Below are 23,566 nucleotides of genomic sequence, written 5' to 3'. Positions count from 1 at the left end.
GGCATAGGTCATGGCACAGAAAAAAGGCGGCGGCTCTACGCGAAATGGGCGCGATTCCAAGCCAAAAATGCTTGGTGTCAAGGCGTTCGGTGGTGAACTGGTGAGCGCAGGCTCCATCATTGTTCGCCAACGTGGTACCAAATTCCACCCCGGCACCAATGTCGGCGTGGGCAAGGATCACACCTTGTTTGCCCTGGTGGACGGCCACGTGTCTTTCGCTGTCAAGGGTTCGATGAACAAGCACCAAGTGGTCATTACGCCAGCGGCCTAAAGCCCTGGTTGCATAGATCGCTTTGATCCCTCCGAAGCCCCGCCTGGTCGGGGCTTCGGTGTTTTGGGGATTCTATTTTGTGAACTGGAGTCGGTATGAAGTTCGTTGACGAAGCATTTATTGACATTTCCGCAGGCGATGGTGGGGCGGGTTGCGTGTCGTTTCGTCACGAGAAATACAAGGAATTCGGCGGCCCCAATGGCGGCGATGGCGGCCGTGGCGGCCATGTGTTTGCTGTGGCAGACGTTAATTTGAATACCTTGGTCGACTTCCGTTTTTCCCGGCGCTACGACGCCAAGCGGGGCGAGCACGGCATGGGCTCCGACATGTTCGGGGCCGCCGGTGATGACATCACGCTCAAGATGCCGGTCGGAACCATCATTTCCGATGCCGAAACCGGTGAAAAGCTGTTTGAGTTGCTGGTGCCCGGTGAGGTCATCACCATCGCCAAGGGCGGCGATGGCGGTTTTGGCAATATGCGCTTCAAAAGTGCGGTCAACCGTGCACCACGCCAAAAAACACCTGGCTGGCCAGGCGAAAAGCGCAGCCTGAAGCTGGAGTTGCGGGTGCTGGCCGACGTCGGTCTGTTGGGCATGCCCAACGCAGGCAAGTCCACCTTTATTACGGCGATCTCCAATGCCCGTCCGCGTATTGCGGACTATCCCTTTACGACCTTGCACCCCAATCTGGGTGTGGTGCGTGTGGGGCCGGAGCAAAGTTTTGTGGTGGCAGATTTGCCTGGCCTGATCGAAGGCGCTTCCGACGGTGCGGGTCTGGGGCATCTGTTCTTGCGCCATTTGCAGCGCACCCGCTTGTTGCTGCATGTTGTTGATATGGCGCCATTTGATGATTCCGTTGATCCCGTAGCGCAGGCCAAGGCCATCGTGGGCGAGTTGAAGAAATACGACGAAGATTTGTATAAAAAGCCGCGCTGGTTGGTTCTCAACAAGCTGGACATGGTGGACAACGACAAGCGTGCAGCCTTGGTCAAGGATTTCGTCAAACGCTTTAAATTCAAAGGTCCGGTGTTTGAAATTTCCGGTTTGACGCGCGAGGGTTGCGAGCCCTTGGTCAAGGCGATTTACCAGCATGTGAAAGCCCAGCAATTGGCTGAGCAGGTACATGTAGAGGTGGATCCTCGATTTACCGTCAATCCCGCGGATGCTGCTGGCGAATAGCTACCAGATGGTTGCTATATAAATAATAGCTATTACCGCAGGGAATATCTGCGCTACAGGCATAAATGACATCAAACTTTGCTTCAACGGTATTGCGGGATGCGCGGCGCATCGTCGTCAAAGTGGGTTCCAGCCTGGTCACCAACGAGGGCCGGGGACTGGATGAACAGGCCATAGGCGAATGGTGCCGGCAGCTGGCGGCCTTGGTGAAGGGTTTGGACCCGCAATCAGATGGCCAAGCGCAGCTGCGTCCGCGTGAAGTCATCATGGTCTCTAGTGGCGCCATTGCCGAGGGCATGAAGCGTCTGGGTTGGACTACCCGGCCCCGCGAGGTGCATGCTTTGCAGGCGGCGGCGGCTGTGGGTCAGATGGGCTTGGCCCAGATGTATGAAACCAAGCTGCGTGAAAACGGCTTGGGTAGTGCCCAGGTGCTGTTGACCCACGCCGATCTAGCTGACCGGGAGCGCTACTTGAACGCCCGATCCACGCTGCTTACCCTGCTGCAGCATGGGGTGGTGCCGGTGATCAATGAAAACGACACGGTGGTCAACGACGAGATCAAGTTCGGTGACAACGATACCCTGGGCGCCTTGGTGGCGAACCTGGTGGAAGCGGATGCCCTGGTCATACTGACGGACCAAAAGGGTCTGTATACCGCCGATCCACGCAAAGATCCTGCGGCGCGCTTTGTCCATGAAGCCCAGGCGGGCGATCCTGCTTTGGAAGCGATGGCGGGTGGCGCGGGCTCCAGCATTGGCCGTGGCGGCATGATCACCAAAATATTGGCGGCCAAGCGCGCCGCCGGCTCTGGTGCTTCCACAGTGATTGCCTGGGGGCGAGAGCCCGATGCCCTGGTGCGCTTGTCGCGCGGCGAAGCGATTGGCACTTTGCTGGTGGCCCAAACCCAAAAAACCCAGGCGCGCAAGCAGTGGATGGCCGACCATCTGCAGCTGCGCGGTGCGGTGACGGTAGATCTGGGCGCGGCCGCGAAGGTCCGGGACGAAGGCAAGAGCTTGCTGCCTATCGGCATGACCCAGGTGGATGGTGATTTCTCTCGTGGCGACGTGATTGCCATCCGCGGCCCGGACGGCACCGCCATCGCTCGCGGTTTAGCCAACTACGCCAGCACCGAAGCTCGGCTGATTTGTCGCAAACCGTCTAGTGAGTTTGAGAGCTTGCTGGGCTATGTGGCTGAACCTGAAATGGTGCACCGCGACAACCTGGTGCTGGCCCGCTAGGGCAGCCCAGATTCGTCTATTGCTTAGATGAGGTGGTTACCCGCAGGGTAACTGTGGTGCGGATCAGGCTCGAAGGTGGCGCCCGGCGGCAGTTCAAAGTGCAGCGGCCTGGAGGGCATCTCACAAGGCGCTTCGACCTGTTCACCTTCGCGGCCACGCATGCTGCTGCGCAGGTAGCGGTTGCGATGGTCTTGCTGCCGGGGTAGAAAACGCGCCAGTTCGGTCAGCGCCATTTCGTAAACGCCACGTTTGAACTCGACCACTACGTCCAGGGGCACCCAATAGTCGTTCCAACGCCAGGCATCGAACTCGGGATGGGTGGTAGCGCGCAGGTTCAAATCCCAGTCGTGACCAACCAACTGCAGCAGATACCAGATCTGTTTCTGGCCTTTGTAATGACCGCGTGCATCCCTGCGGATGAAGCGGTCTGGCACCTCGTAGCGCAACCAGTCACGGGTGCGGGCCACAACGCGTACATGCTCAGGATGTAAGCCTACTTCCTCGTGCAGCTCCCGGAACATGGCTTGCTCGGGCGTTTCACCACGGTCAATGCCACCTTGCGGAAACTGCCAGGAATGGGTACGAATGCGTTTGCCCCAAAATACCTGATTTCTCTGGTTGAGCAAGATGATGCCGACGTTAGGCCTAAAGCCTTCGCGGTCAAGCATAATCAAACCCCAATTTTTAAACTGAGTCCATTATGCACAGCGTGGCCTGTGTATCAAGCGAGTCAGCCCGTTTCCCGAACCTCAGAACCGAATTCACCCCATGAAAGCCTCCCAGTTCCTGATTTCCACGCTCAAAGAAGCGCCATCCGATGCCGAGGTGGTCAGCCACCAGCTCATGATGCGGGCGGGCATGATCAAAAAGTTGGGCGCTGGCATCTACAGCTATATGCCCATGGGTCTGCGCGTCATCCGCAAGGTAGAGGCCATCGTACGTGAGGAAATGAACCGTGCCGGCGCCATCGAAGTCGCGATGCCGGTAGTGCAGCCTGCTGAACTTTGGCAGGAGACAGGTCGCTTCGACAAGATGGGCCCCGAATTGCTCCGCATCAAGGACCGCCATGATCGTGACTACGTGGTGCAGCCTACCAGCGAGGAAGTGGTTACTGACATCGCTCGCCAGGAGTTCCGCAGCTACAAGCAGTTGCCGAAGAACCTGTACCAGATCCAGACCAAGTTCCGTGATGAGCGCCGTCCACGCTTCGGCCTGATGCGTGGCCGTGAATTCACCATGAAGGACGCGTACAGCTTTGACCGCGACCAGGCGGGCGCTAAGGCCAGCTACCAGGTCATGGCCCAGGCCTACCGCAAGATTTTCGACCGCTTTGGCCTGACCTACCGTGCGGTGGCGGCAGACAGCGGAGCCATCGGCGGCGACCTGAGCGAAGAGTTCCAGGTGATTGCTGCAACCGGCGAAGACGCCATCGTGTACTGTCCGAGCAGTGATTACGCGGCCAATATGGAAAAGGCCGAGGCCTTGCCACCCCAGGTCGAGCGTAAGGTTGCGAGCCAAGCCATGGTCAAGACGGCCACGCCCGGCAAGAGCACCTGCGCGGATGTGGCTGAGTATTTGAACCTGCCTCTGCAAAACTCGGTTAAGTCTCTGGTGTTGGCTACCGAAGTAACCAACGAAAAAGGGGACATCGTAAAGACCCAGGTCTGGCTGCTGTTATTGCGTGGCGACCACTCCATGAATGAAATCAAGGTCGGCAAGGTGCCGGGCCTGGACGCAGGTTTCCGCTTTGCGACCATCGAGGAAATAGACGCGCATTTCGCCAGCCTGCCGGGTTATCTGGGGCCTGTGGGTGTGAAGCTGCCCGTCAAACTGGTGGTGGATCGCGAGGTGGCGGTCATGTCGGACTGGGTGTGCGGCGCCAACGAGGCCGACTTCCACTACACCGGTGTGAACTGGGGTCGTGACTTGCCGGAGCCGGACGTGATCGCTGATTTGCGCAACATCGTCGAAGGCGATCTGTCGCCCGACGGCAAAGGGGTGTTGGCCATCGAGCGTGGCATTGAGATCGGCCACGTGTTCTACCTGGGCACCAAGTACAGCCAGGCCATGAATGCGACCTTTCTGGACGTGAACGGCAAGCCGCAATTCATGGAAATGGGCTGCTACGGCATCGGTATTACGCGTTTGCCGGCCGCGGCGATTGAGCAAAATCACGACACGCGCGGCATCATCTGGCCGGATGCTTTGGCACCTTTCACCGTGGTGGTGTGCCCGATCAGCCCTGACCGCAGCCCCGACGTCAAGGCGGCTGCAGACAAGCTGTATGGCGAGCTGCTGGCAGCGGGTGTGGACGTGATCCTGGACGACCGGGGTGAACGCCCTGGCGCCATGTTTGCCGATTGGGAGTTGATTGGTGTGCCGCACCGCGTTACCGTGGGTGACAAGGCGCTGAAAGACGGACAGGTGGAATACCAGCACCGCCGTGATGCCGCTGCGACCAAGGTGGCTGCTGCGGACATATTCACTTTCATGCAAACAAAGCTGGGACTTGCAACAGGAGCTTGATACTGTGGAGATACCAGGTTTCACTAGAAGAAATGCGGTCTTGCGTACAGCTGCTATGCTGGGGCTGCTATCAAAAGTGGAGCTTTCGCATGCAGGGGGGCAGGTCGAGGAGCCTCTGGCCGACTCCGTGCGCACGGCCTTGAGCTCGGCGGTCCACAACGCGGCACCGCCGGTACCCGAGTTTTCCAACACCGAATCGCGCCTGGCCTACTTGCGCTGGCTTGCCGCGATGAGCGACAAGTTGCGGGCTAAAAAGCCCGAGTGGCAGGTGCGCAAGGAGTTCCTGGAAACCGTCTGGTACGAGAGCAAGCGTGCCGGGCTGGACACAGCCCTGGTCCTGGGCCTGATCCAGGTGGAAAGCAACTTCCGTAAATTTGCCATCAGCAGCGTGGGCGCCCGTGGCTATACCCAGGTGATGCCGTTCTGGACCCGCGTACTGGGCGACGGTGATGCCGACAAGCTATTCCACATGCAGACCAATTTGCGCTTTGGCTGCGTGATCCTGCGCCACTACCTGGACCGTGAAGGCGGCGACCTGTTCATGGGCCTGGGCCGCTATAACGGCTCGCGTGGCCGGGCGCCTTATCCAGACGCGGTGCTGGGTGCCAAGCGCAACTGGGAATTCAAAGCTTAGTCCAGGCTGGCGTGGTGCAGGCCAAACTGTCCCGAGCGTCGGTCCGCGAAATAGTGCTTCAACGTGTGGGCTACGGTGCGAAAGGCGATTTCGTCCCAGGGAATCTCAGACTCGGTAAATAACCGGGCCTCCTGGGTTTCGAAGCCCGGGTTGAATACCTCGCTCAACAGGCGTGCTCGGTAGTACATATGTACTTGCCCCACGTGGATAACGCTCATCACGGTGAACAACTCTTCCATCTCGAACTGGGCGCCAGCTTCTTCCTGGGTTTCGCGGGCGGCTCCGTCGGATGTGCTTTCACCCAGCTCCATGAAGCCAGCGGGCAGCGTCCACTTGCCAAATCGCGGTTCGATATTGCGCTTGCACAGCAGCACCTTGTCACCCCAGTGTGGCACGGTGCCGACCACGTTCAGCGGGTTTTCATAGTGGATGGTTTGGCAGGCAGGGCAGACCGCGCGTTCTTTGGTATCGCCGTCGTCAGGGATGCGGTAGACCACCGCAGTGCCGCAGTTTTTGCAGTGTTTGATGGGGCTGCGGTAAATCATGTCGCCAGTGTAGTGGCTAGCTTTTACACAATGCGTAGCGACAAGGGTGCCAGGCTGCCTACGCCGCCCACCAAGGTGTCACCGGCCACGACGGCCGCCACGCCTTCGGGCGTGCCGGAGTAGATCAGGTCACCGGGCTGCAGCTCCCACGCGGTAGACAGGGATTCGATGGTTTCCGCCAGGTTCCAGATGAGTTGGGTCAAGTTGCTGCGTTGGCGGTCTTGCCCATTCACCTGCAGATAGATCTCGGCATGTTCTACGTCACCCGCCTGGGCCAAGGGGGTGATGGGGCCAATAGGTGCCGATTGCTCAAAGGCCTTGCCTATGCACCAGGGGCGGCCCTGTTTCTTCATTTCGTTCTGCAGGTCACGACGGGTCATATCCAGACCGACCGCGTAGCCGTAGATGTGCTGGTGCGCATCGGCTGCGGCAATGTTCTTGCCACCCTTGCCGATCGCTACCACCAGCTCGATTTCATGGTGCAGGTTGTTGGTGAGGCTGGGATAGTGCATGGTGCCGGTGTGACCGGCTTCGACTGCCAGTACGGCGCTGGCGGGTTTGATGAAAAAGAACGGGGGCTCACGGCCGGTGAAGCCCATTTCCTTGGCGTGCTCTGCATAGTTGCGGCCCACGCAGTAAACGCGGTGTACGGGGAAGCGGGCGGTTTGGCCGACAACCGGCACAGACACAATGGCAGGGGGCGTGAAAACGTAGTCCATCTAGGTCCTTGCAGATCAGTCTTTGGGGCGTAAGGTGAGGATCATTGTTGACGGAACGGTTCCGTCGGTGTCGCGGGGCATGGTTTCTGTCTTGTCGATGGCCTTGAGCACGGCGTCGTCCCAGTTCTTGTTGCCACTGGACTTGGTCAGACGGCGGCTGAGGATGCTGCCGTCGGACGAGGAGCGCACTTCTACTTCCGCTACAGGGTTGTTGTCCACTCCGTCGGGAAAGACGATATTTGCTTTAACCTTGGCCGCCACCTTGCCACCATAGCCGGCGGATGGTGCGGTGGACCGCAGTGCCGAGCCGGTGGCATTGGCCGCGCCGGTGGCCCCTGCCATACCAGCGATGCGCTTCAGGTTTTCTGCGCGTTGTGCTGCAGCAGCTTTGGCATCCGCCTGCGCCTTGGCCTTTTGGGCCTCTTCCTTCTGTGCTTCCTGGGCTTCCTGGGCTTGTTTTTCCTGGGCGGCTTTTTTATCTTTGATGCGCTTGTCTTCGGCCTGCTTTTCTTCGGCGCGTTTCTTGTCCGCAGCCTCTTGGGCCTTTTGCTCTTTCTGGGCCTTCAGTGCATCTTGCTTTTCTTTTTCGAGCTTGGCTTTTTCGCGCAAGGCTTTTTCCTGCCGGTCTTGCTCTGCCTGGGCTTGTTTTTCAGCTTCGCGCTTTTTCTTGGCGCGTTCCAGCGCAATCTCGGCTTCGTGCAGATCCGGCGCGGGTGGCGGCACTACCTTGGCCACAGGAGGAGGGGGCGTAGGTTCTGGTGCGGGCGTCGGCGGCGGTGGGGGGGCGGGGGCTTCCTCGACCGCTTTGGGCGCGGCCTGCTGCACGCTGCTGGACCAGAGCTCGGCTTCCACCGAGGCCACTTCGGTCTGCTTCCAGTGCACATTCCAAACCAGTGCCAGCAGCAGCAGGGCATGTGCCAGCAGTGCCAGGCCAACCGCCCGCAGCATGCCCGGCGGTTCGGGCGGCGCGAAGCTGATGCTGTCCTGTGCTGCGTGCATGGGGCTTATTTGCCCAATTGGACGGACAGGCCGACGCGCTGGATGCCAGCCTTCTGCAGGGTGTCCATGATTTTCACGACCGACTCGTACTTGACGTTGCGGTCGGCACTGATGACCACGGGCGTGTTCGCCTCGCCATCCTGTGCAGTTTTGACGGCGCTGGCCACATCGCGACTGGTAAGGTGGCTGCTGTTGCCGCTGGCCTGCTTCAGCTCCAGAGATTCGTCCTTGTTGATGACGATCTGGATCACCCGGTCAGGTTGCTTATTGGCTTTGCCAATGCTGGGCAGGTTGATCAAGCTGGGCGTCACCATGGGGGCAGTGACCATGAAAATTATCAGCAGCACCAGCATCACGTCAATGAAGGGCACCATATTGATCTCATTGATGGTGCGCCGTCCGCGGCCGCGGGAAACCATGGAAGGCATGTGCGCGGCTCCTTTAGCGGGGTGCGGGCGTTTGCGCCGCTACATTGCGCTGCAAGATATTGGAGAACTCTTCAATAAATGTCTCCAGGCTGTTGGCGGTGCGATCGATGTCGCGTGCAAAGCGGTTGTAGGCCACCACTGCCGGTATGGCCGAGAACAGGCCAATGGCGGTGGCCACCAGGGCTTCGGCGATGCCGGGCGCCACCGTGGCCAAGGTGACCTGCTGCATGCTGGCCAAGCCGGTGAAGGCATGCATGATGCCCCATACTGTGCCGAACAGGCCTACATAGGGCGACACCGAACCGACGGATGCCAGAAACGACAGGCTGGACTCGATCACGTCCATCTCACGTTGGAAGCTGGCGCGCATGGCGCGGCGTGCGCCGTCCATCAGGGTCCCTGCATCGGCAATGCGGCGCTCGCGCAGCTTGTGGTACTCGCGCATGCCGCTGGCGAATATGCGCTCCATGGGGCCTCCATCCTGTGCCTTCTTGGCCGCGCCGGTGTACAGATCATTCAGGCTGGTGCCAGACCAGAAATCGCGTTCGAAGGACTCGTTCAGTGCCTTGACCTTGCCCAGGGCAAACAGCTTGCGGAAGATGGCTGCCCAGCTGGCGATCGATATGCTGACCAGCAGCAGCATGACCAGCTGCACCACGATGCTGGCGTTGAGAACCATGGTCCAGATGGACAAGTCTTGTGTCATTGCAGAACTTCTAAAAGATGGGCCGGGATGCGGCCGGATTTAAGCGTGTCAGCCTCCACCCAGCAGATGCGGATGCTGCCCTCACACAGCACCACGCCGTCACAAATGGCTTCTTGCTGCAATGTGATAGTGGATCGGCCAATTTGTTCCACACGGGCTGTTACCAAAAGTTGGTCGTCCAGCCGGGCCGAGCGCAGGTATTTGACGGTGGTTTCGGCCACCACAAACATGCCACCATGGGTCTCCCTCAGGTTGCGCTGCTCCAGGCCCAGAGCGCGCAACCACTCGGTGCGTGCGCGTTCAAAGAACTTCAGGTAGTTGGCAAAGAAGACTATGCCACCTGCGTCTGTGTCTTCCCAATAGACACGTATAGGAAAGGTAAAGATGTTCTTCTCCATCGTTAATTCAACATTTCGCGCAGCCGCGCGATGGCAGTGTGCAGGTTGTCCATGGAGCTGGCGGTGGAAAAACGCAGAAAGCGGTGCGTGTCTGCGCTACCGAAATCGCGCCCGGGTGTCACTGCCACATGGGCGCGGTGCATGATTTCAAATGCCAGGTCCCAGCTATCCTTGATGCCTAGCGTGCTACAAATTTGAGAGCAGTCTGCCCAAGCATAAAAAGCACCATCGGGCATTTCGGGTACTAAAAATCCGAGCTCGTTGAGTGCTGGAATAAAGTAGTCGCGCCGTGCCTTGAATTCAGCACGGCGGCGTTCAAACTCGGCAATGCTTGCGTCTTCAAAGCAGGCTAGTGCGGCGTGCTGGGCCACGGTGCTGGGGCAGATGAACAGGTTTTGTGCAATGCGCTCCACCACTGGCACCAGCGCTTCAGGTATCACCAGCCAGCCCAGGCGCCAGCCGGTCATGTTGAAGTATTTGCTGAAGCTGTTGATGCTGATGACCTGGTCGTCCAGCGCCAGCGCAGTCTGGCCAAAACGCGCGTCATGGCTGAGACCCAGATAGATTTCATCCACCAGGGTGATACCCCCGCGTTCTTGGACCACGCTGTGGATGCGGCGCAATTCCTCAGGGTCTATAGACGTACCCGTGGGGTTAGAGGGGGAGGCCAGCAGCACGCCACGGGTCTTGTCGGTCCAGGCGGCGGCCACCTGGTCGGCACTCAATTGGTAGCGGTCGGCTGCGGTAGTGGGCAGCAGCACGGCCTTGCCATCTGCCGCGGACACGAAATGCCGGTTGCAGGGGTAGCTGGGGTCCGGCATCAGGATTTCGTCACCTGCGTCTATCAGCGCCAGGCAGGCCAATTGCAAGGCGGCTGAGGCACCCGCCGTGACCACGATGCGGCTGGCCGGCACCTGCACACCAAAGCGGCTTGCGTACCAGGCGCTGATGCGCTCGCGCAGGGCTTGCAGGCCGGTGGCCTGGGTGTACTGGGTTGTGCCATTGCGCACGGCCTGGGCCGCCGCTTCCTGCACTAGCGGCGGTGCGGTGAAATCGGGCTCGCCGATATTCAAGAACACCATGGGCCGGTCGGTGTGGGCCACTTTTTGGGCCAGCTCAGAGGCGGCTTTGGCTACCTCCATGACATAAAACGGCTCTATGGCCAACGCCCGCCGGGAAATCCGCATGCCGGGCGCCTTAGTCGGTGTTGGTTTTGCCAACTTTGCCGGCCTTGTCGGCCTGCACTTCGGCGGCCCGCAGCTGGGGCGCCAGGCTGTTCAAAATGCCGTTCACGTACTTGTGGCCGTCGGTGCCGCCAAACTCCTTGGCCAGCTCGATGCACTCGTTTAGCACCACGCGCCACGGCACGTCTAGGCAATTACGCATCTCGTACACGCCAATCCACATCACGGAGCGTTCGACCGGCGAGATTTCTTCCAGCTTGCGGTCCAGCAAGGGCACGATCAGCGCGTCTAGCTCAGCGGATTGCGCTATGCAGCCATGCAGCAGTGCGTCGTAATGCACCGAGTCGGCTTTGTGAAAGCCGGCCAGGTCGCGGGTAAAGCTGTCGATGGCTTCGGGAGCGTTGCCACCAACAAGGTGCTGGTACAGCGCTTGCAAGGCAAACTCGCGGGCCCGGCTGCGGTCAGATTTGGCGGCCGCTTTGCGTACACCAGTATCGGTCAGGCCGCTACGGGACTGGCGGGGGCGCTTGGGGGTGGACGGGGTTTCAGGGATGTTCATGCCAATTGTTCCAACAGTTTGGCCATTTCCACGGCGACGCGGGCGGCATCGCGGCCTTTGTCGGTCTGGCGGGCCACGGCTTGCGCCAGGTTCTCGGTCGTGATGATTGCGTTGGCAATCGGGATTTGGTAGTCCAGCCCAATGCGGGTGACGGCGCTGCCGGATTCGTTGGCCACCAGTTCGAAGTGGTAGGTTTCACCACGGATGATGCAGCCCAGAGCGACCAGGGCGTCGTATTGCTCGGTTTCTGCCAGGGCCTGCAGTGCCAGTGCAACCTCCAGTGCGCCCGGAACCTGCACGTGGTCGATGTTGTCAGGCTGTACACCCAATGTCTGCAGCTCGCTCTTGCAGGCTTCAGTTAGCGCGTTGGTAATGCTTTCATTGAAGCGTGCCTGCACGATGGCAATACGCAGCTTGCTGCCATCCAAGCGGGTATCGTCGGAGCTCAGTGCTCCTTGGTCGGCGTTCAGCATGTTGATTCCTTGTTGTTATTTTTGGGCGAGAGGTAGCCGGTGGTTTCCAGGCCATAGCCCGCCATGCTGGGCATGCGACGGGGTGCGCCCATCAGTTCCATCTTGTGCACTCCGCAGGCCAGTAGTATCTGCGCGCCCACGCCGTAGGTGCGCAGGTCCATACGGCCACGCTCGGGCGCCTGGGCGGGGCGGGCCGTGCCTTCAAACTGTGCCAGCAGCTCGGTCGCACTCTCGCCGCAATTGAGCAAGACGGCTACGCCCTGGCCCTCGGCTTCGATATGGCGCAGGCTGGCGTCCAGGCTCCAGGAGTGCAGGCTACGGTTGATTTCCAGCGCATCCAGTACGGACAACGGCTCGTGGACCCGTACCGGGACGGTGGTGTCGGCTGTCCATGTGCCTTTGACTAAAGCTAGGTGCACGCCCTGGCTGGGTTTGTCGCGAAACGCATGGGCGGTAAAGCTGCCAAAAGCCGTCTCGATCGTGCGGCTGCCAATTTTTTCAATCAGCGATTCATTGCGGCTGCGGTATTCGATCAGGTCGGCAATCGTGCCAATCTTGAGACCGTGTACGGCGGCAAAGATTTGCAGATCGGGCAGGCGCGCCATGGTGCCGTCGTCGTTCATCACTTCGCAGATCACCGATGCCGGGCTGCAGCCCGCCATTACGGATAGGTCGCAGCCCGCTTCGGTATGGCCGGCGCGCATCAACACGCCGCCGTCTACCGCTTGCAGGGGGAATATATGGCCGGGCTGTACCAGGTCTTTTGCTGTGGCATTGCGGGCTACGGCAGCTTGAACGGTGCGGGCACGGTCGGCAGCAGAGATGCCGGTACTGACGCCTTCGGCGGCTTCAATCGACACGGTGAACGCTGTGCCTTGCTTGGTACCGTTGTGGGCCACCATGGGGGGCAGTTGCAGGCGTTCGCAGATCTCACGCGACAGGGTCAGGCAGATCAGTCCGCGTGCATGGCGGGCCATGAAGTTGATGGCGTCCGCCGTCACGTGGTCGGCTGCAATAATAATGTCGCCTTCGTTTTCGCGGTCTTCTTCGTCGACCAATATCACCATGCGGCCGGCACGGATGTCGGCGACGATGTCTTCCACCGGGGAAATAGCGACCGGCACGGGTGCTGTCATAGCTGGGCTTTCAAAGGTTGCTGTGGGTCAGCCTGGAGCATGCGCTCCACGTAACGCGCGATCAAATCTATTTCCAGATTCACGTGAGAACCTGCTTTCAACTGGCCCAGAGCCGTGTTGTCCACGGTGTGCGGTATCAGGTTTATATCCATCTCGCAGCCGTCGGCCGTGTCATTGATCTGGTTCACCGTCAGACTGACGCCATTGACCGTGATGGAGCCCTTGTAGGCCAAGTATTTGGCCAGGCTGCGCGGCGCCAGTATCTGCAGCAACCAGCTTTCACCTACCTGGGTGAATTGCCTAACGCTGCCAATTCCATCCACGTGACCGGACACAATATGCCCGCCCAGCCTGTCATGAGCCCGCAAAGCCTTTTCCAGGTTGACCGGGCCTGGCTGGTCCAAACCAGTGGTTTTGGTTAGCGACTCGGCCGAGATGTCGATGGTGAATTGGTTCTGGCCCGTGTCGAGCGTGGTGGCAGTCATGCATGCGCCATTGAGCGCGATGCTGTCGCCCAAGCCCACGTCGTCCAGATACCCGGCGGGCGTCTGCAGGGTCAGACGCTTGCCGTACGAAGAAGAGCTACCCAGGTCGTGCACGGCGACGATGCGCCCGACGCCGGTGATGATTCCGGTAAACATCTCGCTATTTTCGCAGGGTTTGGTCGCAAGCCCTGCGCGCCTTGAAATTCTTCAGAACTGGTCGCGGCCCTGAACGCGCGCGGCAATGCGGATATCCGGGCCGACCTGGCTGACGGATGTGAAGTCCAGGGTGAGCGCGTCCTGCAGATGTGCCAGCGGGCTGAGTTGTGCCATATCCATGCCCGGGCCGATCAGTTTAGGCGCCATGTAGACCAGGAACTCGTCCACCAAACCAGCCTGCACCAAGGCGCCGTTCAGCGTTTGGCCAGCTTCCACATGGACTTCGTTGATTTCCCGCCGCGCGAGTTCACGCAGCATGGCTGTTAAATCGACTTTGCCGTCTGCGCCGGGTAGATGGAGCACGGTGGCGCCCGCAGCTTCCAAGGCTGATTTTTTGGCTTCATTTTCGACGCTGGCGCAGATATATACTGCGCGACCAGCTATAAAAATACTAGCGTCTGGCGGTGTGTCCATTCGACTGTCCACCACCACCACATGGGGCTGGCGCGGCGTGTCTACCAGGCGCGCATCGAGACGTGGGTTGTCTTTCAACACAGTGCCAATGCCGGTCAAGACAGCGCAGGCGCGTGCCCGCGAGGCATGTCCGTCTGCACGTGCTGCGGCGGAGGTGATCCACTGGCTTTCACCATTCGATAGCGCGGTGCGGCCATCTAGCGATGTGGCCACTTTCATACGCACCCATGGTGTTTTTCGCACCATGCGGCTGAAAAATCCCAGATTCAATTCGCGCGCTTCCTCTGCCCCCGGACCCACTTCCACCTCAACCCCGGCAGCGCGCAGGCGTGCAAAACCATTGCCTGCTACCAGGGGGTTGGGGTCGGCTAGAGACGCAACTACCTTGCGGATGCCCGCCTTCACCAAGGCATCGCAACACGGGCCGGTGCGGCCCTGGTGAGAGCAAGGTTCCAGGGTGACGTAGGCCGTGGCGCCTTCTACGCTGTGACTTTGGGCCGCTGCGTCACGCAAGGCCATGACTTCGGCATGTGGGCCGCCCACGCGCTGGGTGTGGCCTTGACCCAGAACGCGCCCATCTGCACTGGTAATGACGCAGCCAACTGCGGGATTGGGAGGGGCCAGCAAGCGCGCTCGAGTAGCCTGGGCCATCGCTTCCCGCATGGGGGTATGAAGTGAGGTCAATGGAGTCGGTTTCTAAATATATGCACGATGCAGCTATTCGTGGGTAATCACCATTTCAAGGCGCCGATAGCTGGGGACCGCAATATTGTTGCGCATTGCGGGGTTTACCGATGTGCGATCAAGGTCTGTCAGTGCTTTGAGGGCATAGGCCTTGTTGCCACTGAGACTGTCCAGCTCCCACTTATCTATGTTTCCGCTGGCGGAAATCCACACCAATACTACTAATCGCAATGTGTATCCGTGGGGAAGGACTTCTGTGTCTACGAGCCAATCACCTAGCGGTGTAGCTGGTTCATCTACCTCATTGATAGGGAAATAGCCGCCTTGCTCTACCAATGGTACTGGCTCCGGCTCAACTGCTATTTCCGCCATATGAGGGGGCAGATGAGAGTCTCCTGCCGAGACTGGTGTCACTGGGTGTAGAGGTATTGGGGGGGACTTGCTAATAGGGGGTGTTTGGACTGCCGTGCCTATGTTCTCGTGTACGGGGAGTATTTGCGCATGCACCAACAAAGTGTTTGGGTGGGCTGGGCGCAGTGGTGTTTGAGGCCAGAGACTATAGGCAGTGAGGGCATGCAAGCCTATTGAGCCTGCCAGTGCCCAGAGAAAACTTGCCCGACCCACCGTGCCTAAAGTCTGTAGTGAGTTTATTTCCAGCAATAGGTAATAGCGTCGGAAAGGCTAGAAAATTTGGTCGTGCTGTAGTTCACCATACTGCGGCGCCCTAGGTTATCCACCGTAAAGTCGCCGCATACATCGCTTGCCATGGCCGTGCCAGTTTTGCGTGTGGCCGTTATGGTGTATGAGGGAACACTGTTCGTAAAACTAGCGACAACAGCGACGTTGTATACCGCAGTGCCTTGACCGGGGGCGGGTGAGGTACTAAATCGTGAAGGAAATTGACTGGCGTCAGTGACTGCTGTGCCCGCACTATTTTGGTCGTATCTGAAATTTTCCGAGTAAAAGCGTTCCATCCACTGCTGGCCTGCGAGCAAGATGGTTTGCGCTTCGGTGCGGCGTCCCCGGGCTATTTGCTCTTTGTAGGACGGAAAGGCGATCGAAGCCAGTATCGCCACCACTGCAACGGTAATCATCAATTCAATCAGGGTGAAGCCCCGGGAAGGGCGTGGGTATGTCATTGGTCGGTCCTCAATCCGGGAATTTCGCGCCATTGCACCCGACCCAACGGGTTGTAGCAGAGGTTAGCGCTGTTGTTTTGGGTAATCACGGTTTTGCAGATTTGGTCTGCATTGGCTGCATTGGTTTTGCCCGTGGTGGTGTTGCAGTTATATCCTGAGCTGCATGTCTGGCTTGTGTAGGGTCCGCTGGTTTTATTGACCACGGTAACCCATTTTTGGTCGGAAACTGCCACTCCGGCAACAAAGGTGCCATTCGAGGCAACACCCTGTGCTGAGCGGGTTGCGACACCTGCCAATGGGTCAATGATGTATCGCGTGACATTCGGCGTGTCAAAGCAAGAAGCCGTTGTTTTGGGCAGGATGGATTGAAATACCAAAAAGCCAGAATCTAGTTCAGGGTTGGTATTCAATGCCTCGGACGTGCCGGGGAAAAGGAAATACCAACCATCCTTGTTGGTCCAATCTACGCCGTTATAAGTTGATACACCTCCGGATGTAGTGTCAGGCGTGATGGTAACTGTGCCGCTGGAGTCCACGGTGTAAGTCCGCTGTACCAGTGTGCTGCGATCGGCCGCAATCATCGGGCCTGTGCCTGTGGTGGTACTTGCAAAAGAAGGACGATCCCAAACACCAAAGAAGCTGTGGCGTGTGGTCGATGGGGCGGGGTAATCGCCTGCCTCAAAGGCATTGCCGGTCCCAAAGTTGATGATGAGGCCATCAAACGCTGGATACACGTATTCAGGAGCCGTGGTAATCGGAAGTGGCGTGACGGTGGTCACGCTACCCGAGGTCGTCGATTGCTGTGCGGTAAACAATGGACGATTTACGCCGGCTGAAGTTTGGTAAGCAACCTTCCATTGCGCGCTGCTGGTGTTGCTGATATCAAATTTCCACAGGTTACCTTTGAGGTCTCCTGCATATACGACGTCAGCAGTGCCATTCCCGTCTCTATCTACCCAGGTCGGAGTCATTAGACCGTTTCCGCTGCCAGTGTCTGCCACGATTTTGGTGTACTGGCCGGTCCAACTTACGCTGTTCGTCGTGACTGTAGGTCCATCGACATACAGAATAAATAGAGCTGCCTTCCCGTTCGTGGACTTGTAGCCATTGCCGAGAATGATCGCGAATTTTCCGTTGTTCAGCTTCACAACGGGGCTGGCTTGCCCGGAGTCGCTGTGCTTGCTGATATCGCCTACGATGTAGCCCAAGTCGGTGTCGTCATCCGATGTAAATTGCCATTTGAAGATGGAGCTTGCGTTGCTTTCGCCAATATTCAAAGTGCTGATGCTGGTGCTGTCCAGCGCATAAACTGTCCGTCCGCCACGCCCCAGGGTGCCAAACACATAGGTTTTCCACGTACCTGTTTCGTTACCGCTGGAGTCGGTGCCAATGGCTGTCTTTACATCCGCTGTAAACGGATTTCCGTCCACATAGGCCCATACCGTGCCGGTGGGTTGGTTTTCTACGGAGTCCAGCGTGAAGTTTGCGTTGTTCAAGCGCGTTCTTCCAGTTGTTCCTCGCTGCAACGGAATTTCGGCTAGACGATTGGCCAAAACGCCTGGAATATACGCAAATATTTCCTTCCCTGACTGTGAGCAGCTAGAGGATCCAGATACGTCATCGGCACACAGCGCATGCAGCATTCCATCGTTGGCGGCAACCCAAAGCAGCTTGTCACGGTTTTTATTCGTGCTGACAAAGGTGCTATAGCCGGGAAACTGATCGTCAACATAAGTTGCCGCAGGTGTGGTTTGTACCCAGGGGGTTGCGTTCACTACCGGGCCTAGCATGTTGTCCCCTCGCTCCCGTAAGCCAGTCGACGCGTTCTCTAGGGTCTGATCGCCACGTATGTAGTTCAGCGCAATTTGTGCGTTTGCTGCACTCAACGTATTGGTGCTTGATGTGGTCATTTGCGTTTGATAGCCGCTGGGTAGAGAGGCCCATCGAAACGGAACGGCGGTGGACGAAGTTGAGCTGGTGTAGTTAGTGATGATTTGGCGCGAGTTGCCTTGGTCACCTGCATCGCCATTCGCACCACTGGTACGCAATCTCAAGAGTTGCCCTGCTTGCCAATTTGGGGTGCTAGGGTAAGAGCCATCAGACAAAGCTTTAGAGGCTTCAATATTGCCTGTAACCGTGGTGGAATCAAATTTGGCAACGAATTTGTAACTACCTTCTATGAGATTCCCGGAGGTGGTCGCAGGCGCGGAGTTGGAGTTCTTTGCTAAGCTATCTAGCGCTTTGCGGAGTTGTTGCTCCAATAGGTCGGGGCGACGCGCAAGGAAATAACCATCGGGAATACCATCGCTTCCCGTTGTTCCATCGGTTTTTAATTTATCCCAAGATGCGACATTGGGTGGCAAGGATAGGTCGGTATAAGTGCCGTCTACGTTTTTAGTACTAGAGTCAAAATCACCATATTTTGCGGCGTAATATAGTGGATCCTTAATGAGTGCATCGGATTCACCGACCATTTTGAAGGTTAATGAAACGGGATAATCTGCATTTTTAACGGTGCAGTAAGAGGGGAGGTTGGGAATTCCGGGGTCGCCGGTAGTCCCATCGCCAGTGATATTGCAGACGGTAGAAGCGTACGAAGCACCAAATGAAGGGCTTGTAAGTTTGATGCCGTTGTAGGTGATATTTTGAATGCCTGTCAATCCTCTATAGGTATTATCCCCGCATAGATATTCGGAGCTTGCCGGCATTCCTGCTAGTATTCCAGAATTGTAGTGTTGATGTGTTAAATAGCGACCATTCTTGCTATTGTTACCCGTGCTGTCGGTAACTCCAATAATACTGAAACCATGGGTGCCCGCACCACCACCGCAAACACCGGGAATGTCAGTGGTAATTTTGATGTAAGGGCCGCTTGCGTTGGCTACTCCGTTCGCATCTACAAGGTCATAGCGTAGAAAACCGGTAATGTCCATGTCATAGTCACCGCCCATCAAGATGTCGTTCCAAGTGACAAGGAATGATCCATAGGTGCTGCTTGAACTAATGGATACAAATGTCAGTGGCGCACTAATCCCGCCGTTTGATTGAACGCTTTCTGGTGTAATGTAAATATACTTCGTGGGACTGGTGCCTGGTACTGGAACGTCAATACGTGGTGCACCACCGGTTAGTGATGCTGCCAATGTCTTAACTTTTAGGGCATCTTTTATTTTGTTTAGATCACTTGGTGGGCTAGATATATTACGTATCTTGGATGTGTTTCCATATAAGGCGGCTCCTGCAACTTGGTATGTTCCGCCCATGGCTGGTGCCTCGGGGCAAATTCCTGACACATTTGATAGTGTGCCTACAGTTTTAGCTGCGCACGATGTTCCATACCCCCCTGTGACAGAGCCGACAGATCTAATGGTATTGTTTAGGCCTTCTGTGCTGCCAACAGTGTCGGTGTAACTATTGATATCACCTGTTCTATTGATCAGGGTGGAAAACGGTGTAGCCGCTTGGCCATCAAAACTCAGTGCACTATGAGAAAGCAATAATGTATTCAAAGGTCTGCAAACGGAGTTCCCGTACAAGGACGTGCGTGTGGCATTGCTATTCGATAATGGGTTGCTCCATGTAACAACTGGTTCGCCCACCGCTGTATCTTTGGTCGTGCTTGATGGATTGGTAGGCGTTGGCGTTGACCCATCGTATGAATAGTATTGGAGGGCCTGTACAAGCATTTCTCCAATTGGATTGCCCCAAGAAGATAAGCTACCCTCGGACACCGAGCTGGGTGTGCCGGACGTACCATAAGACGCACCGTTTCGGTCGTTCAATATAATTCCATCAAAAGTTTTGATGGCTCCATTGCCGGTGGTTCTACCATCTGGCGCGGGAAGTGTTGCTGGGCATCCAGATGAAGCGCTATGGCAAAAAACGCCTGTTGTGGAGTTTATTTCGTCAGAAAAATCACCCATATTTTTGCGCAATGCACCGGCTGTATAGTTTTTATCGTAGCTTCCGGTAATTACTCCAAATTCTGCGCGTGCTGCTCCACCGGTATACGGATATCCAAACTCCTGAAACAAGCCATAGGGTTTGAAGTTGGTGGTGGAATTAGCGGGGAATGCTTGGCAGCGCTCTTCACCAATTAAAGCAGGATCGCAAACTTTAACCCGTGCAGTAAGTTCGGGGCCAATGGTACTTCCGGAGCTGGTATATGTGGCTCCATCCGAAGTAATACTGGGAATGGTTATTTCATGTGCGATACCACCATTGCCTTTGTCCGTGTCTTGGTAATATCTGGCTAATTTAGGGCCAAAGGTCCCACTGCTATAAGTGTCTCTCCATTGGCAAACAGTAATTTCCACGGTTGCCCAAAATCGCACATTACCTCTAACCATGCGCATAATTGGAGGGTTGGGCGAGGTGGTTGAGCTATCGGATGTTCCCGTGTTGCAGATGCTGATGCCTGCATAAACATTGGCATTGCTGCCAGTTGTTTTTGTCAACGCCGCAGTTGTAAAAGGTGTGTAGTCTCTAATGTCTGTGCCGCGGTAATATTTTACAAATGAATGAGCATCATAGTTTAAAAGTGCACGCTCTAATACGGTGTTTCCATTGCTGTCAGTGCTTCGCTTCCCTCCATATAGCATTTTACGAACTACATCTAGTCGGGTCATGCTTGCCCAATTTAAGAAATTTCCACTCCAGTAACTTTGAGTGGATGGGCAGGTATATCGCGTTAATGTCTGGGTGCCTACAGTTGTGGGCGTAAGCGTAGCCAGTGCTACAGGGAAAAATTGCTTATTAGTTGTACTGTAGTCGTAACATTTTGTGGAATCGAAGTAGCCATAGTATTTAAATGTAGGAATAAACGTGGTATCAATGATTCCATCGCCATCTACATCTTCAAAATCTGTGTAAATGGGTCCAAATAAGCTGTGGTCTTTAGATGCAGCCAACATCAACATGGGGCGATTTGATGTGGTCGTGATATTTGGGGGGACCAGAGATCTGGGGGTAGACACATCAACGGCAGTTGCTTGTGCGAGAGATCCGCTAAATGCGGCAGTGGTTATCAGTAGATGGACTATGTATTGGAATATTTTTTTCATGGCATGCTCCAGGGTGCATTGGCAAGCGAAATAATTTAACGCTTAATGACTTTATTCGGGTAAATAAACGGTCTGCAGCACGACTTGGGTGCGCTGCGTATATCCAAAACCTCGGGCTGTTATGCGATAGACAGCCATTTCTTTGCGTGCCGGTACAGTTCTTTTGAAATACTCGATGATGTATTCGGGCTGGACGGCTACACCTAATATGGCGGGGGCTCCGGTGTATGTGCCCAGTGGTACACCACCGGTAAAGCTGCAGTTGGTGTTTGCAGTTGCAGGTGTACGTATTGGTTTACTGCTAAAGGTATTGTTCCAGAGCCCGCCTTTTCCTGTTGGCCACCAGGGCTCAGAATTTGCTGTACTGCCGCTGGTCGCGGTGCTCCATTGGGAGATGGCGTAGTTTGAATCCCTCATGTAGCACAAACCGCTGGTGCATGTGCTGTTAAAGCTCGACGGGAGTATGTAGCCACCGCGGCTGCAAGAGGTAGTACCTAGGTTTGTGACATTGTTGATATCACGCTCGGCATCGCGCAGGGCGGACTCTGCCGCTTGACGTGCAACTTCCAATTCCTGTTGGTTGCGTGACAAGCCTTCTCCCAGCATGGATTGGCGCGCGGCCCAAACTGTGAGGCCTGTAATAGCGACCAAAAACAACAAGACCATGATGAGCGCTACACCCTGCTCACGGATGCTGTTGGAGTGCAATCGTCGTACGTGCATGGTTGTCACCAGGGAGGGCAGTGAATTCGAGCGCATTAGAAGGACTGATTCATGCGGTTGCGCACAGCGAATATCTGGACAAAGCGTTTGCGCAAGCTGGTATCGGTTGTAGCTGGTGTGACCGTAGCGTCATTGCAGTCCACGTAGCTGCGCTGGCTACCTGAGGCATCACCGATTTTGGGACTGGCGCCCATGCTCTTGGTCATGATGCATACCCGTACCGCAACCACGCGCGACCAGGGCGATAGCAGGACAGGGCCGGTGCCCGTATCTACAGTGACGGAATTCAGGGCATTCACTTGGGTGGCGGTGTAAAAACTGTCTGGCGTCAGGCGAGTTGTATCTGCGGTCGAGGCGAAAACACCATAGGTGAACTGCATGTCCTCAATTCCAGCAACCAAGGGTTGGTAAGTGTTCGACTGGGCACCGTTTCCATTGCATGCCAGGCTCTGGGTGGTTATCGTCTGCTGATCGATTGAAGTTTTGGTTGTGTTTAAACCGAAGCGGTTGGACACAAATAATGGTTGCAAAGGAGGAGTCAGGGAATTGGCGGCGTTCACTCTATTTTGGTTGCTTGGATCGCCGTTGTAGGTGCCACTGCTGGAATAGCTGCCAATGCTGGCACCTGTGCAATCGAAGCTATCTCCCACTTTGGCAGAGCCCATATTGTCATTGGTGAAATAGTTGATGACGATAGAGTCAGGTGAGCCAGATACGGCAGTATCGCAAGTGCCAGTAACTGGCAGAAACTTGGCGCCATCACAACCAAACAGTCCAGACAAATACACGCCAGCAGGCGTTGTTGTAGGTGCAGTCCAGTCCGTAGCTGTTGCCGCGTTTTGTGCTAGCTTAATAGGAGGGTAGCTGGTTAGCTTGGGACGTATTTCGGTGGCTGAAAGTCGTGTCACGGTAGCTGGATAGAAGCCCGCTTTCATGATTTCCCGTCCAATCAGTTGAAGCGCAAATTCGCCTGTTTCGGTATTACTGCTGCTGCGTTCTATAGCTCTTTGGGTTTCTCGGGTGTTTAGGTAGACGTAGGCGGCGGCAGCAACCAGAAACAATGTGATGGCGATGGTGACCATCAACTCGATTAGCGTGACGCCACGCTGCCGCAATAGTTTATGGGGTGTTGTCATGGGACGAAGAAGAAGCGAGCACAACGAACACCTGCGGGAACTGCAGCTGCCTGGGGGCAGCAGGTTTGCAAGGACATGCCAGTGTCCGCAGTGATGTCTTCGCAATTTGTAGCGCTTACTTTGCTAACCGTGGTGTTGGACGTGCCGTCGTTGGTATTGACTTGTTTGTCGGTATTGTCTTTGTCGAACCACATCAAAGTTACCTTGATCCCAGTTTTTCGATTTCCTTGCACATACACAGAACCTTGTGGCAGTCCGTCACGCACACGCTTGCGCCATGCCAGCATGTCTGAAGTCGCTCGGTTCGACGGCGAGCAAGCAGCGCTGCTGCTTGTGTCGCAGGCGGTGCTTAGGGTGATGGAGGATTGTTGTGTCGCCCAAGTGGCTTGATAAGCATAAAGGGAGTTGTCGGTGGCACTGCTGAGTGCGGTATCGGTGGAGCCTGTAACAGCGTTTGGGCCAGACATGCTGGGGTTCAGTCGAACCCGATCTGTGTAATCTGAATAAAGGTTGGCAGTTGCCGCTCGAGCACTGCTGCCCATGCGGAATTTTGCGGTTGCTACCTGCAGACCGGCAATCCCGAGCAAACCAACGGACAGGATGATGACCGCGATGAGCACCTCGATGAGGGTGACTCCTTTTTCTTTTTTCCGAAATCCCAATGTGGCTTGAGTTGATGGGGTCTTTGGTGTGTATTGCATAAATGAGTACC

24 protein-coding genes are annotated in these 23,566 nt (G+C 56.5%); 5 read left to right on the top strand and 19 right to left on the bottom strand.

Annotated features, from left to right (window positions below; genetic code table 11):
• Positions 1-10 precede the first annotated feature (10 nt).
• From rpmA to proB, 3 genes are all read left to right on the top strand, one after another.
• A complete protein-coding gene (gene rpmA, locus AC07O2_RS07040) occupies positions 11-271 on the top strand; it encodes a 50S ribosomal protein L27 (protein WP_490592743.1) in 261 nt (86 codons plus the stop codon).
• Between the two features lie 95 nt (positions 272-366).
• Positions 367-1,449, top strand: a complete 1,083-nt coding sequence (gene cgtA / locus AC07O2_RS07035) for an Obg family GTPase CgtA (protein WP_495075019.1) — start codon at positions 367-369, stop codon at positions 1,447-1,449.
• A gap of 65 nt (positions 1,450-1,514) precedes the next feature.
• Positions 1,515-2,687 (top strand): glutamate 5-kinase, encoded by a 1,173-nt coding sequence (proB, locus tag AC07O2_RS07030; RefSeq protein WP_495075018.1) that lies wholly within the window; start codon positions 1,515-1,517, stop codon positions 2,685-2,687.
• Between the two features lie 23 nt (positions 2,688-2,710).
• On the opposite strand, the gene AC07O2_RS07025 is transcribed toward proB, so the two are convergent.
• Positions 2,711-3,355 (bottom strand): RNA pyrophosphohydrolase, encoded by a 645-nt coding sequence (locus AC07O2_RS07025; RefSeq protein ID WP_495075017.1) that lies wholly within the window; start codon positions 3,353-3,355, stop codon positions 2,711-2,713.
• Positions 3,356-3,455: 100 nt separating this feature from the next.
• Between AC07O2_RS07025 and AC07O2_RS07020 the strand changes: the two genes are divergently transcribed.
• Positions 3,456-5,213, top strand: coding sequence for a proline--tRNA ligase (locus AC07O2_RS07020; protein ID WP_495075016.1), 1,758 nt, complete (start codon positions 3,456-3,458; stop codon positions 5,211-5,213).
• A 55-nt stretch (positions 5,214-5,268) separates the two neighbouring features.
• Complete coding sequence (locus AC07O2_RS07015; protein WP_495075093.1) at positions 5,269-5,847, top strand: lytic transglycosylase domain-containing protein; 579 nt, start codon at positions 5,269-5,271, stop codon at positions 5,845-5,847.
• Here AC07O2_RS07015 and AC07O2_RS07010 read toward each other — a convergent pair.
• The 18 genes from AC07O2_RS07010 to pilV all read right to left on the bottom strand — a co-directional run bounded on the left by AC07O2_RS07010 (position 5,844) and on the right by pilV (position 23,555).
• Positions 5,844-6,392: an NUDIX hydrolase gene (locus tag AC07O2_RS07010; RefSeq protein WP_495075015.1), complete on the bottom strand. Its 549-nt coding sequence runs from the start codon at positions 6,390-6,392 to the stop codon at positions 5,844-5,846. The genes AC07O2_RS07015 and AC07O2_RS07010 overlap by 4 nt on opposite strands.
• 23 nt (positions 6,393-6,415) lie before the next feature.
• Positions 6,416-7,111 (bottom strand): fumarylacetoacetate hydrolase family protein, encoded by a 696-nt coding sequence (locus tag AC07O2_RS07005; protein WP_495075014.1) that lies wholly within the window; start codon positions 7,109-7,111, stop codon positions 6,416-6,418.
• A gap of 15 nt (positions 7,112-7,126) precedes the next feature.
• Positions 7,127-8,110, bottom strand: coding sequence for a cell envelope integrity protein TolA (tolA, locus tag AC07O2_RS07000; protein WP_495075013.1), 984 nt, complete (start codon positions 8,108-8,110; stop codon positions 7,127-7,129).
• A 5-nt stretch (positions 8,111-8,115) separates the two neighbouring features.
• Positions 8,116-8,538: a protein TolR gene (gene tolR / locus AC07O2_RS06995; RefSeq protein ID WP_495075012.1), complete on the bottom strand. Its 423-nt coding sequence runs from the start codon at positions 8,536-8,538 to the stop codon at positions 8,116-8,118.
• Between the two features lie 13 nt (positions 8,539-8,551).
• Positions 8,552-9,244 carry a protein TolQ gene (tolQ, locus tag AC07O2_RS06990; protein WP_495075011.1) on the bottom strand — a complete coding sequence of 231 codons (693 nt, stop codon included), beginning with the start codon at positions 9,242-9,244 and terminating at the stop codon, positions 8,552-8,554.
• On the bottom strand, positions 9,241-9,642 hold the full coding sequence (gene ybgC / locus AC07O2_RS06985; RefSeq protein WP_495075010.1) for a tol-pal system-associated acyl-CoA thioesterase: 402 nt from the start codon (positions 9,640-9,642) through the stop codon (positions 9,241-9,243). Before ybgC ends, tolQ begins: the two co-directional genes overlap by 4 nt.
• Positions 9,643-9,644: 2 nt before the next feature.
• Complete coding sequence (locus AC07O2_RS06980) at positions 9,645-10,829, bottom strand: pyridoxal phosphate-dependent aminotransferase (protein WP_495075009.1); 1,185 nt, start codon at positions 10,827-10,829, stop codon at positions 9,645-9,647.
• Between the two features lie 10 nt (positions 10,830-10,839).
• Positions 10,840-11,385: a transcription antitermination factor NusB gene (gene nusB / locus AC07O2_RS06975; RefSeq protein ID WP_495075008.1), complete on the bottom strand. Its 546-nt coding sequence runs from the start codon at positions 11,383-11,385 to the stop codon at positions 10,840-10,842.
• Positions 11,382-11,858 (bottom strand): 6,7-dimethyl-8-ribityllumazine synthase, encoded by a 477-nt coding sequence (ribH, locus tag AC07O2_RS06970; protein ID WP_495075007.1) that lies wholly within the window; start codon positions 11,856-11,858, stop codon positions 11,382-11,384. The genes nusB and ribH overlap by 4 nt, the downstream gene beginning before the upstream one ends.
• Entirely contained in the window at positions 11,852-12,994 is a 1,143-nt protein-coding gene (ribBA, locus tag AC07O2_RS06965) for a bifunctional 3,4-dihydroxy-2-butanone-4-phosphate synthase/GTP cyclohydrolase II (RefSeq protein WP_495075006.1), read from the bottom strand. Before ribBA ends, ribH begins: the two co-directional genes overlap by 7 nt.
• Entirely contained in the window at positions 12,991-13,635 is a 645-nt protein-coding gene (locus tag AC07O2_RS06960) for a riboflavin synthase (RefSeq protein WP_495075005.1), read from the bottom strand. The genes ribBA and AC07O2_RS06960 overlap by 4 nt, the downstream gene beginning before the upstream one ends.
• 51 nt (positions 13,636-13,686) lie before the next feature.
• The gene (gene ribD, locus AC07O2_RS06955) at positions 13,687-14,772 is read right to left on the bottom strand and encodes a bifunctional diaminohydroxyphosphoribosylaminopyrimidine deaminase/5-amino-6-(5-phosphoribosylamino)uracil reductase RibD (RefSeq protein ID WP_495075004.1); all 1,086 of its coding nucleotides are present in this window, start codon (positions 14,770-14,772) and stop codon (positions 13,687-13,689) included.
• A 54-nt stretch (positions 14,773-14,826) separates the two neighbouring features.
• On the bottom strand, positions 14,827-15,165 hold the full coding sequence (locus AC07O2_RS06950) for a hypothetical protein (protein ID WP_495075003.1): 339 nt from the start codon (positions 15,163-15,165) through the stop codon (positions 14,827-14,829).
• 275 nt (positions 15,166-15,440) lie between these two features.
• The gene (locus AC07O2_RS06945) at positions 15,441-15,932 is read right to left on the bottom strand and encodes a type IV pilin protein (RefSeq protein WP_495075002.1); all 492 of its coding nucleotides are present in this window, start codon (positions 15,930-15,932) and stop codon (positions 15,441-15,443) included.
• Entirely contained in the window at positions 15,929-20,995 is a 5,067-nt protein-coding gene (locus AC07O2_RS06940) for a pilus assembly protein (RefSeq protein WP_495075001.1), read from the bottom strand. The genes AC07O2_RS06945 and AC07O2_RS06940 overlap by 4 nt, the downstream gene beginning before the upstream one ends.
• A 51-nt stretch (positions 20,996-21,046) precedes the next feature.
• Positions 21,047-21,718 carry a pilus assembly PilX family protein gene (locus AC07O2_RS06935; RefSeq protein ID WP_495075000.1) on the bottom strand — a complete coding sequence of 224 codons (672 nt, stop codon included), beginning with the start codon at positions 21,716-21,718 and terminating at the stop codon, positions 21,047-21,049.
• Between the two features lie 35 nt (positions 21,719-21,753).
• Positions 21,754-22,854: a PilW family protein gene (locus AC07O2_RS06930; RefSeq protein WP_495074999.1), complete on the bottom strand. Its 1,101-nt coding sequence runs from the start codon at positions 22,852-22,854 to the stop codon at positions 21,754-21,756.
• On the bottom strand, positions 22,851-23,555 hold the full coding sequence (gene pilV, locus AC07O2_RS06925; protein WP_495074998.1) for a type IV pilus modification protein PilV: 705 nt from the start codon (positions 23,553-23,555) through the stop codon (positions 22,851-22,853). The genes AC07O2_RS06930 and pilV overlap by 4 nt, the downstream gene beginning before the upstream one ends.
• Positions 23,556-23,566: the final 11 nt, after the last annotated feature.

It is taken from the genome of Rhodoferax sp. GW821-FHT10B06 (assembly GCF_059415605.1).
The sequence above is the reverse complement of the archived record's forward strand: the minus strand, read 5'-3'. Positions and strand labels throughout refer to the sequence as shown.

Coding starts and splice junctions, on each gene's coding strand:
- ribBA (WP_495075006.1), bottom strand. CDS start 12,994: ATGACAGCACCCGTGCCGGTCGCTATTTCCCCGGTGGAAGACATCGTC.
- nusB (WP_495075008.1), bottom strand. CDS start 11,385: ATGAACATCCCTGAAACCCCGTCCACCCCCAAGCGCCCCCGCCAGTCC.
- AC07O2_RS06930 (WP_495074999.1), bottom strand. CDS start 22,854: ATGACAACACCCCATAAACTATTGCGGCAGCGTGGCGTCACGCTAATC.
- AC07O2_RS06980 (WP_495075009.1), bottom strand. CDS start 10,829: ATGCGGATTTCCCGGCGGGCGTTGGCCATAGAGCCGTTTTATGTCATG.
- AC07O2_RS07015 (WP_495075093.1), top strand. CDS start 5,269: ATGCTGGGGCTGCTATCAAAAGTGGAGCTTTCGCATGCAGGGGGGCAG.
- proB (WP_495075018.1), top strand. CDS start 1,515: ATGACATCAAACTTTGCTTCAACGGTATTGCGGGATGCGCGGCGCATC.
- ribH (WP_495075007.1), bottom strand. CDS start 11,858: ATGCTGAACGCCGACCAAGGAGCACTGAGCTCCGACGATACCCGCTTG.
- tolA (WP_495075013.1), bottom strand. CDS start 8,110: ATGCACGCAGCACAGGACAGCATCAGCTTCGCGCCGCCCGAACCGCCG.
- AC07O2_RS06945 (WP_495075002.1), bottom strand. CDS start 15,932: ATGACATACCCACGCCCTTCCCGGGGCTTCACCCTGATTGAATTGATG.
- ribD (WP_495075004.1), bottom strand. CDS start 14,772: ATGCGGGAAGCGATGGCCCAGGCTACTCGAGCGCGCTTGCTGGCCCCT.
- tolR (WP_495075012.1), bottom strand. CDS start 8,538: ATGCCTTCCATGGTTTCCCGCGGCCGCGGACGGCGCACCATCAATGAG.
- AC07O2_RS07005 (WP_495075014.1), bottom strand. CDS start 7,111: ATGGACTACGTTTTCACGCCCCCTGCCATTGTGTCTGTGCCGGTTGTC.
- cgtA (WP_495075019.1), top strand. CDS start 367: ATGAAGTTCGTTGACGAAGCATTTATTGACATTTCCGCAGGCGATGGT.
- ybgC (WP_495075010.1), bottom strand. CDS start 9,642: ATGGAGAAGAACATCTTTACCTTTCCTATACGTGTCTATTGGGAAGAC.
- pilV (WP_495074998.1), bottom strand. CDS start 23,555: ATGCAATACACACCAAAGACCCCATCAACTCAAGCCACATTGGGATTT.
- tolQ (WP_495075011.1), bottom strand. CDS start 9,244: ATGACACAAGACTTGTCCATCTGGACCATGGTTCTCAACGCCAGCATC.
- AC07O2_RS07025 (WP_495075017.1), bottom strand. CDS start 3,355: ATGCTTGACCGCGAAGGCTTTAGGCCTAACGTCGGCATCATCTTGCTC.
- AC07O2_RS07010 (WP_495075015.1), bottom strand. CDS start 6,392: ATGATTTACCGCAGCCCCATCAAACACTGCAAAAACTGCGGCACTGCG.
- AC07O2_RS07020 (WP_495075016.1), top strand. CDS start 3,456: ATGAAAGCCTCCCAGTTCCTGATTTCCACGCTCAAAGAAGCGCCATCC.
- AC07O2_RS06940 (WP_495075001.1), bottom strand. CDS start 20,995: ATGAAAAAAATATTCCAATACATAGTCCATCTACTGATAACCACTGCC.
- AC07O2_RS06935 (WP_495075000.1), bottom strand. CDS start 21,718: ATGCACGTACGACGATTGCACTCCAACAGCATCCGTGAGCAGGGTGTA.
- AC07O2_RS06960 (WP_495075005.1), bottom strand. CDS start 13,635: ATGTTTACCGGAATCATCACCGGCGTCGGGCGCATCGTCGCCGTGCAC.
- rpmA (WP_490592743.1), top strand. CDS start 11: ATGGCACAGAAAAAAGGCGGCGGCTCTACGCGAAATGGGCGCGATTCC.
- AC07O2_RS06950 (WP_495075003.1), bottom strand. CDS start 15,165: ATGGCGGAAATAGCAGTTGAGCCGGAGCCAGTACCATTGGTAGAGCAA.